This window comes from Billgrantia antri (genome assembly GCF_017868935.1).
In the GTDB taxonomy this organism is placed as follows: domain Bacteria; phylum Pseudomonadota; class Gammaproteobacteria; order Pseudomonadales; family Halomonadaceae; genus Halomonas; species Halomonas antri.
In genome coordinates this window covers 2,926,898-2,943,392 of the sequence record NZ_CP053383.1, presented here as the reverse complement: position 1 = coordinate 2,943,392, position 16,495 = coordinate 2,926,898, and the positions used below count along the sequence as shown (strand labels likewise).

18 protein-coding genes are annotated in these 16,495 nt (G+C 65.2%); 6 read left to right on the top strand and 12 right to left on the bottom strand.

From position 1 onward, the window contains the following. Positions 1–14: 14 nt before the first annotated feature. The 5 genes from bioD to bioB are packed head-to-tail and all read right to left on the bottom strand — an operon-like array spanning position 15 to position 4,525. A complete protein-coding gene (gene bioD, locus HNO53_RS13645; RefSeq protein ID WP_209472940.1) occupies positions 15–716 on the bottom strand; it encodes a dethiobiotin synthase in 702 nt (233 codons plus the stop codon). Further along, positions 713–1,528 (bottom strand): methyltransferase domain-containing protein, encoded by an 816-nt coding sequence (locus tag HNO53_RS13640; protein WP_209472938.1) that lies wholly within the window; start codon positions 1,526–1,528, stop codon positions 713–715. Before HNO53_RS13640 ends, bioD begins: the two co-directional genes overlap by 4 nt. After that, entirely contained in the window at positions 1,525–2,262 is a 738-nt protein-coding gene (locus HNO53_RS13635) for an alpha/beta fold hydrolase (protein ID WP_209472936.1), read from the bottom strand. The genes HNO53_RS13640 and HNO53_RS13635 overlap by 4 nt, the downstream gene beginning before the upstream one ends. Continuing rightward, entirely contained in the window at positions 2,259–3,413 is a 1,155-nt protein-coding gene (gene bioF, locus HNO53_RS13630) for an 8-amino-7-oxononanoate synthase (RefSeq protein ID WP_209472934.1), read from the bottom strand. Before bioF ends, HNO53_RS13635 begins: the two co-directional genes overlap by 4 nt. Positions 3,414–3,418: 5 nt before the next feature. Beyond that, positions 3,419–4,525: a biotin synthase BioB gene (gene bioB, locus HNO53_RS13625; protein WP_209472932.1), complete on the bottom strand. Its 1,107-nt coding sequence runs from the start codon at positions 4,523–4,525 to the stop codon at positions 3,419–3,421. 232 nt (positions 4,526–4,757) lie between these two features. On the opposite strand from bioB, the gene HNO53_RS13620 reads away from it, so the two are divergent. Then, the gene (locus HNO53_RS13620; RefSeq protein ID WP_242597425.1) at positions 4,758–5,498 is read left to right on the top strand and encodes a ComF family protein; all 741 of its coding nucleotides are present in this window, start codon (positions 4,758–4,760) and stop codon (positions 5,496–5,498) included. 59 nt (positions 5,499–5,557) lie between these two features. Continuing rightward, positions 5,558–6,544 carry a serine/threonine protein kinase gene (locus HNO53_RS13615; protein WP_209472930.1) on the top strand — a complete coding sequence of 329 codons (987 nt, stop codon included), beginning with the start codon at positions 5,558–5,560 and terminating at the stop codon, positions 6,542–6,544. 39 nt (positions 6,545–6,583) lie between these two features. On the opposite strand, the gene HNO53_RS13610 is transcribed toward HNO53_RS13615, so the two are convergent. Further along, entirely contained in the window at positions 6,584–7,150 is a 567-nt protein-coding gene (locus HNO53_RS13610; RefSeq protein ID WP_209472928.1) for a hypothetical protein, read from the bottom strand. A gap of 268 nt (positions 7,151–7,418) precedes the next feature. Here HNO53_RS13610 and folE point away from each other — a divergent pair, with 268 nt between their 5' ends. The 4 genes from folE (at position 7,419) to HNO53_RS13590 (ending at position 10,371) form a co-directional block, all read left to right on the top strand. Next, positions 7,419–7,976: a GTP cyclohydrolase I FolE gene (gene folE / locus HNO53_RS13605; RefSeq protein WP_209472926.1), complete on the top strand. Its 558-nt coding sequence runs from the start codon at positions 7,419–7,421 to the stop codon at positions 7,974–7,976. 57 nt (positions 7,977–8,033) lie between these two features. Beyond that, positions 8,034–8,444: a dihydroneopterin triphosphate 2'-epimerase gene (gene folX, locus HNO53_RS13600; protein ID WP_209472924.1), complete on the top strand. Its 411-nt coding sequence runs from the start codon at positions 8,034–8,036 to the stop codon at positions 8,442–8,444. An 85-nt stretch (positions 8,445–8,529) separates the two neighbouring features. Next, positions 8,530–8,847 carry a hypothetical protein gene (locus HNO53_RS13595; RefSeq protein ID WP_209472922.1) on the top strand — a complete coding sequence of 106 codons (318 nt, stop codon included), beginning with the start codon at positions 8,530–8,532 and terminating at the stop codon, positions 8,845–8,847. Between the two features lie 66 nt (positions 8,848–8,913). Beyond that, the gene (locus HNO53_RS13590; RefSeq protein WP_209472920.1) at positions 8,914–10,371 is read left to right on the top strand and encodes an NAD-dependent succinate-semialdehyde dehydrogenase; all 1,458 of its coding nucleotides are present in this window, start codon (positions 8,914–8,916) and stop codon (positions 10,369–10,371) included. A gap of 115 nt (positions 10,372–10,486) precedes the next feature. Here HNO53_RS13590 and purH read toward each other — a convergent pair whose 3' ends face one another. The 6 genes from purH to accB all read right to left on the bottom strand — a co-directional run bounded on the left by purH (position 10,487) and on the right by accB (position 16,418). After that, a complete protein-coding gene (purH, locus tag HNO53_RS13585) occupies positions 10,487–12,067 on the bottom strand; it encodes a bifunctional phosphoribosylaminoimidazolecarboxamide formyltransferase/IMP cyclohydrolase (RefSeq protein WP_209472918.1) in 1,581 nt (526 codons plus the stop codon). A 67-nt stretch (positions 12,068–12,134) separates the two neighbouring features. After that, positions 12,135–12,473 (bottom strand): DNA-binding transcriptional regulator Fis, encoded by a 339-nt coding sequence (fis, locus tag HNO53_RS13580; RefSeq protein WP_209472916.1) that lies wholly within the window; start codon positions 12,471–12,473, stop codon positions 12,135–12,137. Beyond that, entirely contained in the window at positions 12,470–13,513 is a 1,044-nt protein-coding gene (gene dusB / locus HNO53_RS13575) for a tRNA dihydrouridine synthase DusB (protein ID WP_209472914.1), read from the bottom strand. The genes fis and dusB overlap by 4 nt, the downstream gene beginning before the upstream one ends. A 78-nt stretch (positions 13,514–13,591) precedes the next feature. Further along, on the bottom strand, positions 13,592–14,506 hold the full coding sequence (prmA, locus tag HNO53_RS13570) for a 50S ribosomal protein L11 methyltransferase (protein WP_209472912.1): 915 nt from the start codon (positions 14,504–14,506) through the stop codon (positions 13,592–13,594). A 76-nt stretch (positions 14,507–14,582) separates the two neighbouring features. Further along, positions 14,583–15,923 carry an acetyl-CoA carboxylase biotin carboxylase subunit gene (gene accC / locus HNO53_RS13565; RefSeq protein WP_209472910.1) on the bottom strand — a complete coding sequence of 447 codons (1,341 nt, stop codon included), beginning with the start codon at positions 15,921–15,923 and terminating at the stop codon, positions 14,583–14,585. A 27-nt stretch (positions 15,924–15,950) separates the two neighbouring features. Beyond that, entirely contained in the window at positions 15,951–16,418 is a 468-nt protein-coding gene (gene accB, locus HNO53_RS13560) for an acetyl-CoA carboxylase biotin carboxyl carrier protein (RefSeq protein WP_209472908.1), read from the bottom strand. Positions 16,419–16,495 lie beyond the last annotated feature (77 nt).

Sequence of the window (16,495 nt, the reverse complement as noted above, 5' to 3'; positions counted from 1 at the left end):
CCTTCGGTTGCAAGTCAATCGCCTTGAGGGAGCTCGAGATGGGCAATGGCGGCTTCCGGGCGCCTGGCCGGTGCCACTCGGCTCAGGCGCGGTACCACGCCGAGACAGGGGGCGCCGAGGCGATGCCGCAGCGTGGCCAGGTTGTCGGCGTAGAGCGAGGCGTCACGCGCGAAGTCGGCATCGAGCAGGTTGCCGACCCAGCCGGCCAGCTTGGCTCCGTCCGCGCGGATGGCCTCGGCCGTGAGGCACGCGTGGTTGAGGCAGCCGAGCTTGAGGCCTACCACCAGAATAACCGGCAGGTCGAGGTGCAACGCCAAGGCGCTGAGATCTTCGCTGTCATTGAGCGGTACGCGCCAACCGCCGGCGCCCTCGACGAGGATCAGGTCACGCGGCTCTTCCAGCAGCGGCGCGACATGCTCGCCCAGCCGAGCGAGGCCGATGTTTTCTCCTGCCTGGCGGGCGGCCAGGTGCGGGGCGATGGCCGGCTCGAAGGCAAAGGGGTTGATGGTCGTATAGGCCGGCGCCGGCACGCTGCGTGCCATCAGGGCGAGAGCGTCGTCGTTGCGCAGGCCCGCGTCGGTGCGGCGGCAGCCCGAGGCTACGGGCTTGAGCCCCAGGGTGCTCAGACCGCGCGAGCGGGCCAGTGCCAACAGGCCGGCACTGACCAGGGTCTTGCCGGCATCGGTATCGGTCCCGGTCACGAAATAGCGGGTCATGCTGTCGGCTCCTTGTCGAGCACGAGGGTCAGTCGTCGGTAGCTGACCGGCAGTCCGGCCGGCTCGCGCAGCGAGTCGTAACGGCGTGCGGCACGCTCCAGGTCGGAGCGGGTAAGGCGGGCGGACGCTCGCGGGGTCTGGGCGCCGACGCCCTTGATCGAGGCCATCACTGCCGTCAGGTCAGGGTAGAAGAAGCGCTCGAGAACGTTGGTGCAGCAGGCTTGCGCGAAGCCGGCCCGATGCGCACTGGCCAGATGATGCGCCCGCGAGCGGAAGTCGAGCAGGGCGCCGGGGGATGACCAGGCGTGGGCCACCTCGCGCAGGGTGTCGGGGCCCAGAGAGTTGATCACGGCACGTCCGCCGGGGCGCAGCACCCGGTGGATTTCGGCCATTACGACATCGAGGTCGGGGCACCACTGGAGGGCCAGGTTGGAGAACACCACGTCCAGTTGTCCGCTTGCCAGGGGCAGGGAGGCAGCATCGGCACACAGCCAGTCGACAGGAGCGGTCGTCTCGCGGCGGGCGGTCTCCAGCATCCCCGGAGCGAGATCGAGCCCGAGCACCCGACACTCGTTGCCGAAGCGTTCCGCCAGCCGTCCACACCAGAGTCCCGGGCCGCAGCCCAGGTCGAGCACATGTGCTGCGCGTGCAGGCAGAAGGGGCCACAGCGCTTCCCCCATTCGCTGCTGTGCCTGGGCCAGGCGCGTGTAACGGTCCGACGCGCGGGAAAACGCCCTGGCGACCTGCCGCCGCCATGCGCTGGAGGCGTCAGGCTGCTGCCAGGCCGTGACATGCAGCGAGGAGGAGGTCATGACACGCTCCCGTCTTGGGTGGGGCGATGCCCGCAACCGGCGTGAGCCAAATCTACGCAGTGGCTCGCCAAGGCCTCCGGGCAAGACAGCATCGGACAGTGGCCGCAGTCGATAAGAATCCGGTCGGCCGCCTGACGCGCTGTCTTGCCCAGCAGCCTGTCCCGTTCGCCGGCAAGGCGCCAGATCGGGCACGGGGGCATGGCAAGGCGTTCTCCGAGGTCGAGGCTGGCCAGTTGGTCGAGGCCCAGAGCGAGGGTCTGACTGGACGCACCGGGATGGCCCCCAAGAAGGTCGAGCAGTCGTCGGTGGGCCATTCTCGGGGCAGTTTCCCCCTGCAGCTGCCAACGCAGAAAATGTTGCCACGTCGCGCGAGGATCGCGATCGAAGGCACGACGAAAAGTAGCCAGTTCGGCAGGTCTTACACCGTCCTCGCTGCAGAAGCGGGCGCCGATTCCCACCAGCACCAGGGCGCGGGGAGGGGGCAAATGAGACAACAGCGTACCGGCCAGCAAACCTCCCAGCGACCAGCCGACCCAGACGGCATCCGAGGGCAGGTCGTTGCGCATCTCGTCTGCCAGCCCCGAGAGCGTCTTCGGCAGGAGGTCGTGGATCCGTTCACCGTAGCCCGGCCAATCGGGAGTATGAACTCGGATGCCATCCGGCCAGTAGGGCGCAAGCGGTTGCCAGATGCGGGCATCGATGCCCCAGCCGGAGAGCAGCACCAGGCGCGTCAATGCATGCCCTCCTCATACAACTGGGCTAGAGTCTCGAGCAGGTGATCCAGGGCTTCCCGAGTGTGAATGGCGTTCAGCGTGATGCGAAGCCGAGCTTCACCCTGCGGCACCGTGGGCGGTCGGATGGCGCCGACCAGCAGGCCTGCCTCCTGCAGTCGAGCGGCCCAGTGCATCACCGCTTCGCTCTTCCCCAGTACCAGCGGCTGGATGGGAGTGAAGGAGTCGGTCAGCGGCAGACCGAGCAGTGTCGCCTCGTGGCGAAAATAGCGGATGCTGTCGCGCAGGCGGTCGCGGCGTTCGGGCTCGGCGGCCAGTATGTCGAGCGCCGCGAGAGTGGCGGCGGCGACGCCGGGTGGTTGCGCGGTCGTGTAGACGTAGGGACGTGCATATTGGATCAAGTGGTCGATCAAGGCTTCGCTGCCGGCGACGAAGGCGCCGCCGGTTCCCAGCGCCTTGCCCAGCGTGCCGACCAGAACCGCCACTTGGTCGGCCCCGTGAGCCCGACCGACGCAGCCGTCTCCCTGGGGCCCGAGCACACCCAGCCCGTGGGCATCGTCGATCATCAACCAGGCGCCGTATCGGGTGCAGATGTCCCCCAGGCCGCCGACATTGGCGACGTCGCCATCCATGCTGAACACGCCGTCGCTGATCACGAGCCTGGCCGTTTCGGAGGGGGCGCGGGCGAGCAGGCGCTCGAGATCGTCGAGATCACGGTGGTGAAAACGTCGCGAGCGCGCGCCGGCAAGCTTGGCGCCGTCGAGCAGTGAGGCATGGTTGAGCCGGTCCTGGAAGACCTGCGTGTCGCTGTCGCATAGGGCTTGTAGCGTGCCGAGATTGGCCATGTAGCCGGTGGAGAAGAGCAGGGCGCGGGGCCGTCCGACGAGGTCGGCCAGGCGCTGCTCGAGCGCTTCGTGAATCTCGAGATGTCCACTGACCAGATGCGACGCACCAGCGCCGCTGCCGAAGCGCCGGGCGCCTGCCGCCTGAGCTTCGGCCAGACGCGGGTCGCCGGCCAGGCCAAGATAGTCGTTACCGGCGAAATCTATCATCCCGGCCGGGTGCATACGGCGCTCGCGCCAAAGGCCTTGGGCGCGGCGCCAGGCTGCCGCTTCGGCGAGGCGCCGGGACCAGGCTTGAGGGCTGGATGACATGACGTTCAGGCCAGGGTGGCGTCGTAGGCCAGTGCAGCGCTACGGGACTGACGCGCCTGGCGTGCCACGGCGCCTTCGAGTGCGGCCTGGTGCCGGTCGTCGTCGTGGCAGGTGTCGCGTCGTTCGGGGTGAAGCCCGAGCTTGTCGAACAGCGCACGGTCGCGCGTGGCCTGTGGGTTGCCGGTGGTCAACAGCTTGTCGCCATAGAAGATGGAGTTGGCCCCGGCGAGGAAGGCCAGCGCCTGGGTCGAGTCGTCCATCTGTTCGCGACCGGCCGAGAGGCGAACATGGCTTGCCGGCATCAGGATGCGGGCGACGGCAATGGCGCGCACGAACTCGATGGGATCGAGATCTTCCACATCCTCCAGCGGCGTGCCGGGCACCTTGACGAGCATGTTGATCGGCACGGATTCGGGGTGCGGATCGAGCCGGGCCAGCTGCTGCAGCAGGGCGGCGCGGTCGCGCGGCGCCTCCCCCATGCCGAGGATGCCTCCCGCACAGACCTTCATGCCTGCCTCGCGTACGTTAGCCAGGGTTTCCAGACGATCGGCATAGGTGCGGGTAGTGATGATCTCGCCATAGTACTCCGGCGAGGTGTCGAGATTGTGGTTGTAGTAGTCGAGGCCGGCCTCGGCCAGACGGGAGGCTTGGTCGGCGTCGACCATGCCCAGCGTCATGCAAGTCTCGAGCCCTAGCGCCTTGACCTGGCGCACCATCTCCATCACCACGCTCAGGTCTTTCTCGCGCGGGCTGCGCCAGGCAGCACCCATGCAGAAGCGACTGGCGCCGGCCTCCTGGGCGGCCTTGGCCTGGGCCACCACTTTCTCGATTTCCAGCAGCTTCTCCTTGTCCAGCCCGGTGGCGTAGTGGCCCGACTGCGGGCAGTACTTGCAATCTTCCGGGCAGGCGCCGGTCTTTATCGACAGCAGGGTGGAGACCTGGACGGCATTGGCATCGAAGTGGGCGCGATGCACCTGCTGGGCGCGGAACAGCAGGTCGTTGAAGGGCAATGCAAAGAGCGCCTCGATCTCGGCCAGCGACCAGTCATGTCGAACCCTGGTCTCGGGCGGAGTGGTGTGGTCGTGCGGGCTGGCAAGCTGGGCGTCGGACATGGAAGGGACTCGTCTCGGTCAACTCGGTGGGATAGAAAAGTTGACTGTGAGCCTACGTGAAATTGCTCTTCTGTCAACCTGAAAGAAGGGGTGGGTTAACCATAAGGCGAGAAGCTCGCGTCGCGATGAAGCGAAAGCGTGGCTGGGGAGGTGGTAAGCTGATTTGTATGCCTCGGACACTGGAGAAACACGCATGGAGTCGCAGCGGGAGCCTGCATGGCGAGACGCCCCTATGGCCCGAGAACGCTCGACCGGCTGGCTGCGCTCGCTCTGGCACGGTATCGACTCTGCGCTGCGCCGGGCCCTGCCGGGGCGCTGTGGTTTCTGCCTGGCAACCGCCGAGCGTGATCGCCCATGGTGTCAGGCCTGCTTCGAGTCGCTGCCGTGGAACCTGCCGGCCTGCCCGAGCTGTGCCGAACCGCAGCCGCCCGGTGCACTGGCGGGAAGGCGCTGCGGCCAGTGCCTGACACGTCCGCCCGCTTTCGTGCGGGCACGCGTGCCGCTGCGCTACGAGGACGAAGTGGCCGGATTGATGCAGCGCTTCAAGTTTCACGCCTCACCGCGGGCCGGCAACGTGCTGCTCGAGCTGCTGGAGGTCGGGCTGCCGCGTGCGGCCTTGGCCTGGCCCGAGGCCCTGATTCCGGTGCCGCTGCATCCCCGGCGGGCGCGGGAGCGCGGTTTCGACCAGGCCGACTGGCTGGCCCGGCGCCTGGCGGCACGCCATGGCTTGATACTGGCGCATGCACAGCGACGCCAAGCCACGCGCTCACAGCGCGGGCTCGATCGCGCCGAGCGCTACCGCAACCTGCGTGGCGGGTTCGTCGTCGAGAGGGCGCTGCCGTCGCGCGTGGCACTGCTCGATGACGTCATGACCACCGGCGCGACCCTGGACGCCCTGGCGCAGGCCTGTCTGACTGCCGGTGCCCGTGAGGTGGAGGCATGGTCGGTGGCCCGCACCCCGCTGCGGCGTTAGCGATCCTCTGTCGTCGCTTAGGCTGTTACCATGGCAACACCATTCTGTCGGTGAATCACATGCACAGCACGCCTCATCCCTTCGCTACCCTGTCGCCGGCGCGCGTCGTGGCGGCCATCGAGTCGCTAGGCTTCTGGCTGCCGGGCGAACCGTTTGCCCTGAACAGCTACGAGAACCGTGTGTTCCTGCTCTACGACGACGAGGGGCGGCGCTGGGTGGCGAAGTTCTATCGCCCGGGGCGTTGGAGCGACGAGCAGATTCAGGAAGAGCACGACTTCCTGGACGAGCTGGCCGCGGAGGGCGTGGCCGTGGCGGCGCCTTGGCGGGATGATTCGGGGCGCAGTCTGCATCAGATGGAGGGTTTTCGTCTGGCGCTGTTTCCCCAGTTGCCTGGCCAGGCCCCGGAGCTGGAGAATCCCGCCCATCTGTTTGCCCTGGGCGAATTGATCGGTGCGGTGCATGCCGTGGGTGAGCGTGCCGAGTTTCAGCACCGGGGCAGGCTCGATCTGGATGGCATGGTGCACGAGGCGCGCAGGCGTGTGCTCACCGCCCCCTGGTTGGAGCGTCGCCAGCGTCAGGCCTACGAGCGCATCTCAGTGGAATTGCAGGACGTGCTGGCGGCGCATGCCTGGGCGCCTGAAAAGACGATCCGGGTACAGGGCGACTGCCACATCGGTAATCTCCTCGGCCGCGACGATAACTTCGCTCTGGTGGATTTCGACGATTGCTTGATGGCACCGGCGGTGCAGGATGTGTGGATGTTCCTCACCGCCGAGCACGAAGCGGAGTGGCACATGCAGCTGTCGGAAGTGCTGGAGGGATACGAACAGCACCGGGAATTCGATCGCCGTGAACTGGCGCTCATCGAGCCCCTGCGCACGCTGCGCCTGATGCGTCACAGCGCCTGGCTGGTGGCGCGCTGGGAGGACCCGGCGTTTCCCCAGGCGTTTCCCTGGGTCGCGGATGCCGCCTATTGGGAAACCCACATCCGGCAGTTGGAGCAGCAGCGTGTGGCGCTGACCCGGTCGTCTCCCTGGCTGGCCTGACGCCGTGCGCATCCGACGGGGTGCACACGGCGAAAGGACTCAGTCGCTGTCGGGCGCAGTGCGCTCGGCGGGGATGGGGTTGGCAACGCCCGCGCCATCGGCCTGGCGGCGCTGCTCGTTGATCTGAGCGGAGGGGTTGTCCTGCTCCTCGATCTCGAGAGGACTGGCCAGCTTGAGATGAAAGACGCGATCGCTCGGTAGCTGACAGCCGCCAGTCTCGCACACGGCCAATCCGTAGCTGCCGTCGGCCTCGTAGGCGGCAGCGGAGATTTCGCCATTGTAAATGTCGCTGTCACCACCTTCGGTCTCGACACAGGTCAGTGCCTTGGCGGTAATGCGTAGTCGGTCGCCGTCCTGGCGGGCATCCCCTACCACGACACAGTAATCGGGCAGTTCGTGAGTAGCGCTCTCGTGACCGCTCACGGGGCGAAGCAGGATATCGTCACGGCGTCCGCCTTCCTCCGCCAGATCGAGATCGTCGATGACCTGGAATGCAACAACGGCGTCGCCGGGTACGGAAAGGGTATTGGCCGAGGCAGCCAGGGGCAGCAGAAAAAGGAGGGCAACTCCACTGGCTGACAGTATCGCGTCTGGAATCTTGATCATATCGGGCTCTCGAGGGACCAGGCTGCGCGTAGCGGCAGGATTCAAGGCCAGTACTCTACCATAGCCGCAAAGGCGAGGCAGCGGCACGAATGTCGCAGGGGGGTCGTTTTCAAGCATACCGCCTGCGGTGTGCCTTCGGTTACGGTAGAATAATGTCCAGAGGCGTGAAAAAATTGTACAGAAAGTATATTTTGTACTGTTATTGTATTGATCGACGATGGCCGGGCCATCACGAGACGAACGGTTTTCAGACTCGCAGGGCCTGACCATGAACGAAGAGCTTGCCAACTTCTACCGCCAGATCATCATCGAACTGGGAGAGGATCCCGATCGTGAGGGGCTTCGCGATACACCGAAGCGTGCCGCCAAGGCGATGCAGTTTCTCACGCGCGGCTACTCCCAGACTCTCGAGGAGATCATCAATGGCGCCGTTTTCGAGAGCGAGACGGACGAGATGGTGCTGGTCAAGGACATCGAACTCTACTCGATGTGCGAGCATCATCTGCTGCCCTTTATCGGCAAGTGCCACATTGCCTATCTTCCCAGCGGCAAGGTGTTGGGTCTCTCCAAGTTTGCCCGTATCGTCGACATGTACGCCCGGCGCATGCAGATTCAGGAAAATCTGACGCGCCAGATCGCCGAAACCGTACAGCGTGTCACTGGTGCACGCGGCGTGGCGGTGGTGATCGAAGCGCGACATCTCTGCATGATGATGCGCGGCGTGGAGAAGCAGAATTCCAGCATGACCTCTTCGGTCATGCTGGGTGCCTTTCGCGAAAACCAGCCGACCCGTCAGGAATTCCTCACTCTGGTCAGCGGTCGCTGATCAGAGGGCCCACGTACCCGCCTTCGCGGCGGGCGTTTGTTGCCTGGAGCCAATCCGATGCCGCTGCACGCCCTGAACGACCAGCATCTCGATCACGACCTGGCCACGATTCGCATCAAGGACCTGCGCCTGCGGACCTTTATCGGCATCAAGGACGAGGAGATCAATAACCGCCAGGATGTCATCATCAATGCCGTGTTCCGCTACCGTGCCGACAAGGCGGTCGCCTTCAATCATATCGAACAGGCGCTCAACTACCGCACCATTACCAAGCAGGTGATCGAGATGGTGGAGGAGGGCCACTTCCTCTTACTCGAGCGCATGACGCGAGAGGTGCTCGATCTGATCATGTCGCACGAGCAGGTCCTGATGGCGCAGGTCGAAATCGACAAGCCGCACGCACTTCGCTTTGCCGATTCGGTCTCCATTACCCTATCGGCCAGCCGTGAGCCACATCGCCAGCGCTGAGCTTGCTCTCCCTGGGGTTGGTGACAACGGTCCTTTGCGCTTAGCATGAGGGGTTATTGCAGAATCGACAGAGAGAGACGATTCGTTGGAACGCGACAGCTCCTCATCGGATTCGCCGCGGCGACGCCATGCCCCCTGGGCCATGACGGCCATCGTCATTGCCATTCTCGCCCTGCTGTTCCAGGGGGCTTTGCTGCCACTGAATCTCGCCGCTGCCGTCTGTGCCGTGATGGGGCTGCGGCAGATACACCGCCAGCCGGCTCGCTACATCGGCCGCGCGTTGTGCTGGATTGCCATCGCGCTGGTCCTGATCCTTGCCATACTAAACGCTATGCTTCAGCCGCCAGTGCCGGACGGCATGCCCGAGGCCATGCCCGAACAGCACGGCACTGAGGCTCAGTGACAAGGGCAAGCGTGATACGAATACATCCACTCGGTACAGGCCCCCGCTGAGGCCAGGAGAATCAACATGGAAGCTCTCAAGGAAACGCAGCTCTATTGCCCTTTCGCCTACATTGACGGTAGTTGGGTCGCTGCTGACAGCGGTGAGCAGATCGAAGTGACCAACCCGGCCACCGGAGAGGTCTTCGGTAGCGTGCCTCGGCTGGGAAGAGATGAGACCGAGCGCGCCATTGCCGCCGCCGATGCGGCGCTCGTCGGCTGGCGGGCACTCACTGCCCAGGAGCGTGCCGACATCTTGATGAAATGGCACGACCTGATGTTCGAGCATCAGGACGACCTGGCGATGATCATGACCCACGAGCAGGGCAAGCCGCTCAAGGAGGCGGCCGGCGAGATCGCCTATGCGGCAAGCTTCATCCGCTGGTTCGCCGAAGAGGCACGACGCATCTATGGCGAGACCATTCCCGCTGCCAAGCCCAACCAGCGTATCGTGATCACCAAGCAGCCGGTCGGGGTGGTTGGTGCCATTACGCCGTGGAATTTCCCCGCGGCCATGATCACGCGCAAGGCCGGCGCAGCGCTGGCGGCGGGTTGCACCATCGTCATCAAGCCGGCGAGCCAGACGCCGTTCTCGGCCACGGCGCTGGCGCTGTTGGCCGAGCGCGCCGGCGTGCCGCGTGGTGTGTTCAACGTGGTGCCGGGGCGCGCCTCTGAAATCGCCGCCGCCATGACCGAGTCGCCGCTGGTACGCAAGATTACCTTCACCGGCTCTACCGAGGTGGGCCGCGAGTTGATGTCGCGAGCCTCGCAGCACATCCAGAAGATCTCCCTGGAGCTGGGCGGCAACGCCCCGTTCATCGTGTTCGAGGATGCCGATCTGGATGCCGCGGTGGAGGGCGCCATGGCGGCCAAGTTCCGCAATGCCGGCCAGACCTGCATCTGCACCAATCGCTTCCTGGTGCAGTCGAGCGTGATCAACGCCTTCTGCGAGAAGCTGGCGGTGGCGATGAACAGTGAGTTGAAGGTGGGCGACGGTACCGAGCCGAACATCAACATCGGTCCGCTGATCGACGGTAACGCGGTGACCAAGGTCAGCGAGCATGTGCACGATGCCGTCGACAAGGGCGCCGAACTGCTGCTGGGTGGTCATCCCCATCCGCTGGGCGGCAACTTCTTCACCCCGACGCTGATCAGCTTCGCCAACGGCGACATGAAGGTGGCGCAGGAGGAGACCTTCGGACCGCTGGCGGCGGTATTCCCCTTCGAGGACGAGGAAGACGCCGTGAAGATGGCCAACGACACCCAGTACGGCCTTGCTTCCTACTTCTACTCCCGCGACCTGGGCCGCGTATGGCGCGTCGCCGATGCGCTGGAGTACGGCATGGTGGGCATCAACACGGGGCTGATCTCCAATACCTCGGCGCCCTTCGGTGGCGTCAAGGCCTCGGGCCTCGGCCGCGAGGGCGGCCACCAAGGCATTGAGGAGTTCCTGGAGACCAAGTACCTCTGCATCGATTTGGGCTGAACGCCATAAGTCATAAGCCTTAAGACGCGCAAACCCCATCGGTCATGACCGATGGGGTTTGCTTATTCGAGTGGCTTGAGAAAACGGCTGGGCGAGATCCAGCGTTTTCCTCACCTTAGTGCCTGAAGTGGCGCATGCCGGTAAAGACCATGGCGATACCCGCCTCGTTGGCGGCGTCGATTACTTCCTGATCGCGCATGGAGCCGCCGGGCTGGATCACTGCGGTAATGCCTGCTGCTGCCGCGGCGTCGATGCCGTCGCGGAAGGGGAAGAAGGCATCCGAGGCCATCACCGAGCCGGGTACCGAGAGGCCTTCGTCGGCGGCCTTTATGCCGGCGATCTTGGCTGAGTAGACGCGGCTCATCTGGCCGGCGCCGACGCCGATGGTCTGACCGTCCTTGGCGTAGACGATGGCGTTGGACTTGACGTACTTGGCCACCTTCCAGGCGAAGGCCAGGTCGCGCATCTCCTGCTCGCTGGGCACGCGCTCGCTGACCACGGTCAGCTCGTCGCGGCCGACCATGCCGAGGTCGCGGTCCTGCACCAGCAGCCCGCCGGTGACGCGCTTGAAGTCGTGGGCGTGCTCGCGCTCGCCGGGCCAGCTGTCGCCGACGTCGAGCAGGCGCACGTTCTGCTTCTCGGCGACGATGGCGACGGCCTCTTCATCGATCCCAGGGGCGATGATCACCTCGACGAACTGGCGGTCGATGATGGCGCGGGCAGTGTCGGCGTCCAGCGGCCGATTGAAGGCGATGATGCCGCCGAAGGCGCTGGTGGGGTCGGTGGCGAACGCCTTGTCGTAGGCCTCGCACAGGGTCGCGCCGACGGCGACGCCGCAGGGGTTGGCGTGCTTGACGATCACGCAGGCGGTGTCGGTGAAGCTCTTGACGCACTCGAAGGCGGCATCGGTATCGGCCACGTTGTTGAACGACAGCTCTTTCCCCTGCAGCTGGCGGGCAGTGGCCACGCTGGCTTCGCTGGCGTCTGCCTCGACATAGAACGCCGCGCTCTGGTGCGGGTTCTCGCCGTAGCGCATGGCCTGTTTCTTGACGAACTGCACGTTGTAGGTGCGAGGGAAACCGTCCTCGCCGCCGGGAACGCGCTGGCCCAGGTAGTCTGCGATGGCGGCGTCGTAGCCGGCAGTGTGTTCGAAGGCCTTGACGGCCAGGTCGAAGCGCGTGGCATCGCTTACCGCGCCGCCGTGTGCGGCGATCTCCTCTAACACACGGTCATAGTCCCCGGCATCTACCACGATGGTGGTGTGAGCGTGGTTCTTGGCGCAGGCGCGCACCATGGTCGGGCCGCCGATGTCGATGTTCTCGATGGCGTCTTCGAGAGTGCAGTCCGGCTTGGCTACGGTCTGGGCGAAGGGATAGAGGTTGACCACCACCATGTCGATGGGCGCTATATCGTGCTCGGCCATCACCGCATCGTCCTGGCCTCGGCGACCTAGGATCCCGCCGTGGATCTTCGGGTGCAGCGTCTTGACGCGACCGTCCATGATCTCGGGAAAGCCGGTGTGCTCGGACACCTCGGTCACGGCAATACCGTTCTCCTGCAGCAGGCGGAAGGTGCCGCCGGTGGAGAGCAGTTCGACAGCGTGCCCGGCCAGGCCGCGGGCGAAGTCGACGATGCCGGTCTTGTCGGAGACGCTGATCAGCGCGCGGCGTACCGGGGTGGGGGAGGCTTGGGCCATGGTGAGGTGCAACTCTCTATCGATAGTGGATATAAGGGGCCGGGCCAGCAGGCGCTGCCCGGCGGGTTCAGATCAGGTCGTGCTGCTTGAGCTTCTTGCGCAGCGTGCCGCGGTTGAGGCCCAGCATCTCGGCGGCGCGAGTCTGGTTGCCTTGTGTGTATTCGAGCACGCTGGCCAGCAGCGGCGCCTCGACTTCGGCCATGACCATGGCGTAGAGGTCGGTGACGGTGCCGCCATCGAGATGGTCGAAATAGCGTCGCATGGCGGCATCCACGGCCTCACGCAGGGGTTGCTCTGCCAGCGAGGCCGACGAAAGGGCGGCAGCGTCGAGTTCCGGCAGGCCAGCGCACGAGCCGGCTTCGAGGCCGGGCAAATCGGCATTGCGATTGAAGGCTTCATGGTTCATGCGGCACTGATTCCATTCGTTGCCTGGCCGAGCGGAGTTTCACTCTCCAGGCGAAAGAGGACGTCGATGAAGTCATACTGTTCGTCAGGCTGCTCCAGGGCATTGAAGGCCGCCCGCAGTTCGCGCAATCGAAGGGCGTCGAAACGACCGTCGGCGGCGAGATACCAGCCGAGATGCTTGCGGGCGATCCGCACCCCCATGTAATTGCCATAGAAGTCATGCAGGGCATGAAGATGTCCCCGCAGCACGCTGGCTCTCTCACCCGGGGCGGGGGGTGGACAGCTGTACCCATGGCGTAGGTAGTGGTCGATCTCGCGAAAAATCCAGGGATTGCCCTGGGCGCCGCGACCGACCATCACCGCATCCGCACCAGTATAGTCCAGAACCTGGGCCGCCTTGCGTGGAGAGTCGATATCGCCATTGGCAAAGACCGGAATGCGCACGGCCTGCTTGATGGCGGCAATGGTCTCGTACTCGGCTTCCCCTTGGTAGCGCTGCTGGCGGTGACGGCCATGTACCGCCAGGGCCTGGATGCCGGCGGCTTCCGCCAGGCGCGCCACGCGTACGCCGTTGTTGCTCTCGGCACACCAGCCGGTGCGGATCTTGAGCGTCACCGGGACGTCGACAGCCGCCACCACGGCTTCGAGGATCTCGGCGACCAGCGCCTCGTCACGCAGCAGTGCCGAACCGGCGGCCTTGTTACACACCTTCTTGGCCGGGCAGCCCATGTTGATGTCGATGATCTCGGCGCCCTGGTCGGCGTTGAGGCGTGCGGCCTTGGCCAGCATGGCGGCATCCCCACCGGCGATCTGCACCGCGCGGGGTCCCGGCTCGCCGCGATGATCCATGCGCTGGCGTGACTTGCGGGTATGCCAAAGCGCCGGGTCCGAGGTAACCATCTCGCCCACCACCAGTCCTGCCCCCAGACGACGGCAGAGCTGGCGGAACGGGCGGTCGGTCACGCCGGCCATGGGAGCCAGGATGACTCGGTTGGGCAGGCGGTGTCGGCCGATCTGTGGTAGCGGGCGGCTCTCGGACATGGTCGGATCAGCGAGTTCGGGGCTGCATATCATACGCCCCCGAAGGGGCGGGGTGAAGGCAGAACAAGGTACCGAGATTCAGGGTGCCCGGCCACCGCTGAGTCGAACCCAGCCTTCGCGTTGCTGCGGTTCGTCCATGATCAGGCCCTGGGCACGATAAGCGTCGAGTACCTCCTGTGCCTGGCCCTCGAGAATGCCCGATAGCGCCAGTCGTCCTCCCGGTGCCACGTGGCCGGCGATCATCGGCGCCAGCTCTACCAGAGGGCCGGCCAGGATATTGGCGATCACCAGGGGAAAGCGGCGCTCTGAGTCGAGCTGCTCGGGATAACAAAGCGTCAGTTCATGCTCCGCAACATCGTTGCGCATGGCATTGTCGCGGCTGGCCTGCAGCGCCTGGGGGTCGATGTCGGTGCCGGTGGCCTCTGCCGCGCCCAGCTTGAGCGCGGCGATGGCAAGTATTCCCGAACCGCAGCCGACATCGAGCACCTCGAGGCCGTCGAGGCTGCCTTCCAGCGCCAGGGCGTCGAGCCATTCGAGACACAGTGCCGTGGTGGGATGAGTGCCGGTGCCGAAGGCCAGTCCAGGGTCCAGGTGCAGGTTGACGGCGTCAAGATCGGGCGGTTCGTGCCAGCTGGGCACGATCCACAGTCGCTGGCCCATGCGAAGAGGCTTGAAGTCCTCCATCCATTCGCGTTCCCAGTCGCGGTCGGCGAGCAGCTCATACTCGATGATCGGGCAGGGCTCCTCGGGCATGGTCTCGGCCCAGGCTGCGGCGAGGCGCTCCAGCATGGCGTCGAGCCCCTTGAGGTCATCGTACAGGCCGGTCAGCACCGTTTCGTTCCACAATGGCGTGGTACCGCGCTCGGGTTCGAACACCGGGTCGTCATGGGCGTCCTGCAGCGTAATGGCAGTGGCGCCTTCGGCCAGCAGCAGTTCCTCGAGCCGTTCGGCCTGCTCGGGGGCGATGCGGGCCTTGAGTTGCAGCCAGGGCATGGTGGTCTCCGTGCGTAACGCAAGCAGGGTGGCCGTGGCCACCCTGCGGGAGCGATGTTCGTCCCAGGAGTGGATCCTAGGAGGCGAGCTTCTTCTCCAGATAGTGGATATTGACGCCGCCCTGCTGGAAGTGGCCGTCGCGGACCAGATCCTTGTGCAGGTCGGTGTTGGTCTTGATGCCTTCCACCAGCAGTTCGTCGAGGCCGTTGCGCATGCGCGTCAGCGCGATCTCGCGACTATCCCCCCAGGTGATCAGCTTGCCGATCAGCGAGTCGTAGTGGGGGGGGACGGTATAGCCGGTATAGACATGCGAATCCATGCGCACGCCGAGTCCGCCCGGCGGGTGGTAGAGCGTGACCTGGCCGGGAGAGGGCATGAAAGTGCGCGGGTCCTCGGCGTTGATACGACACTCGAAGGCGTGGCCGTGGAGCTTGACGTCTTCCTGGCGGATCGACAGCGGCAGGCCCGAGGCGATACGCAGCTGCTCGCGCACGATGTCCACGCCGGTGACCATTTCGGTGACGGGATGCTCCACCTGGACGCGCGTGTTCATTTCGATGAAGAAGAACTGGCCGTCCTCGTAGAGGAACTCGAAGGTGCCTGCGCCGCGATAGTCGATCTCGATGCATGCCTCGCGACACGCCTCGAGCACCTTGGCCCGGGCATCGGGATCGATGCCGGGGGCTGGGGCCTCTTCCAGCACCTTCTGATGACGTCGCTGCAGCGAACAGTCGCGGTCATAGAGGTGAATGGCATTGCCCTGGCCGTCGGCCAGCACCTGGACCTCGACGTGACGCGGTCGCTCGAGGAATTTCTCCATGTACACCGTGCCGTCACCAAAGGAGGAGTGCGCCTCGGTGCGGGTCACGTTGATTGCCGACAGCAGGTGACCTTCGGTGTGCACCACGCGCATGCCGCGCCCGCCGCCGCCGGCAGCGGCCTTGATGATCACCGGATAGCCGATACGCCGGGCGATGGCGAGGTTGTCGCCTTCGTCGTCACCCAACGGGCCGTCCGAGCCGGGTACCGTGGGTACGCCGGCCTTCTTCATGGCCTCGATGGCGCTGACCTTGTCTCCCATCAGGCGAATGGTCTCGGCGCGCGGACCGATGAACACGAAGCCGGAGCGCTCCACCTGTTCGGCAAAGTTGGCATTCTCGGAGAGGAAGCCGTAACCGGGATGGATGGCGCTGGAATCGGTGACCTCGGCGGCGCTGATCAGCGCCGGAATGTTGAGGTAGGACTGCGCCGAGGGGGCCGGGCCGATGCATACGGCCTCGTCGGCCAGGCGCACGTGCATCAGCTCACGGTCGGCCTTGGAGTGAACCGCGACGGTCTTGATGCCCAGTTCCTTGCAGGCGCGCAGGATTCGCAGGGCGATCTCGCCGCGGTTGGCGATGAGAACCTTGTCCAGCATAGGGAGTCCGCCAGTGTCGGTGAAAGATCAGGAAATGATGAGCATCGGCTGGTCGAACTCGACCGGCTCGCCGTCCTCGACCAGGATCGCCTCGATCACGCCGTCACGGTCGGCCTCGATCTGGTTCATCATCTTCATGGCTTCGACGATGCACACGGTCTCGCCCTTCTTGACGCTCTGTCCCACTTCCACGAATGCCTTCGAGCCGGGTGCCGGGCTGCGGTAGAAGGTACCGACCATCGGCGAGGTCAGGGCGTGGCCCTGGTAGCTGGCCGCCGGGGTCTCTTCGGTGGCGGGTCCGGCGGCTGGGGCGGGTGCCGCCTGGTTGGGCGCCGCCTGCGGTGCGGCATACTGCGGCATCGGGGACTGGGGCCAGCTGACGCCATTGGGATGACGGCTGATACGCACCGATTCTTCGCCTTCCTGAATCTCGATTTCGCTGATGTTGGACTCTTCCAGCAGCTCGATCAGTTTCTTGACCTTACGGATATCCATGTTGAGTCTCGACCGGTGAGTAGATGGCCTGGCCGGGGGCTGTTAACCCAAGCCAACTTTCGATAGATCGCGGCAAG

Excerpts from the sequence above, each read along its gene's own strand:
- bioD (WP_209472940.1), bottom strand. The coding sequence starts at position 716 with ATGACCCGCTATTTCGTGACCGGGACCGATACCGATGCCGGCAAGACC.
- HNO53_RS13640 (WP_209472938.1), bottom strand. The coding sequence starts at position 1,528 with ATGACCTCCTCCTCGCTGCATGTCACGGCCTGGCAGCAGCCTGACGCC.
- bioF (WP_209472934.1), bottom strand. The coding sequence starts at position 3,413 with ATGTCATCCAGCCCTCAAGCCTGGTCCCGGCGCCTCGCCGAAGCGGCA.
- bioB (WP_209472932.1), bottom strand. The coding sequence starts at position 4,525 with ATGTCCGACGCCCAGCTTGCCAGCCCGCACGACCACACCACTCCGCCC.
- HNO53_RS13620 (WP_242597425.1), top strand. The coding sequence starts at position 4,758 with ATGGCCCGAGAACGCTCGACCGGCTGGCTGCGCTCGCTCTGGCACGGT.
- HNO53_RS13615 (WP_209472930.1), top strand. The coding sequence starts at position 5,558 with ATGCACAGCACGCCTCATCCCTTCGCTACCCTGTCGCCGGCGCGCGTC.
- HNO53_RS13610 (WP_209472928.1), bottom strand. The coding sequence starts at position 7,150 with ATGATCAAGATTCCAGACGCGATACTGTCAGCCAGTGGAGTTGCCCTC.
- folE (WP_209472926.1), top strand. The coding sequence starts at position 7,419 with ATGAACGAAGAGCTTGCCAACTTCTACCGCCAGATCATCATCGAACTG.
- folX (WP_209472924.1), top strand. The coding sequence starts at position 8,034 with ATGCCGCTGCACGCCCTGAACGACCAGCATCTCGATCACGACCTGGCC.
- HNO53_RS13590 (WP_209472920.1), top strand. The coding sequence starts at position 8,914 with ATGGAAGCTCTCAAGGAAACGCAGCTCTATTGCCCTTTCGCCTACATT.
- purH (WP_209472918.1), bottom strand. The coding sequence starts at position 12,067 with ATGGCCCAAGCCTCCCCCACCCCGGTACGCCGCGCGCTGATCAGCGTC.
- fis (WP_209472916.1), bottom strand. The coding sequence starts at position 12,473 with ATGAACCATGAAGCCTTCAATCGCAATGCCGATTTGCCCGGCCTCGAA.
- dusB (WP_209472914.1), bottom strand. The coding sequence starts at position 13,513 with ATGTCCGAGAGCCGCCCGCTACCACAGATCGGCCGACACCGCCTGCCC.
- prmA (WP_209472912.1), bottom strand. The coding sequence starts at position 14,506 with ATGCCCTGGCTGCAACTCAAGGCCCGCATCGCCCCCGAGCAGGCCGAA.
- accC (WP_209472910.1), bottom strand. The coding sequence starts at position 15,923 with ATGCTGGACAAGGTTCTCATCGCCAACCGCGGCGAGATCGCCCTGCGA.
- accB (WP_209472908.1), bottom strand. The coding sequence starts at position 16,418 with ATGGATATCCGTAAGGTCAAGAAACTGATCGAGCTGCTGGAAGAGTCC.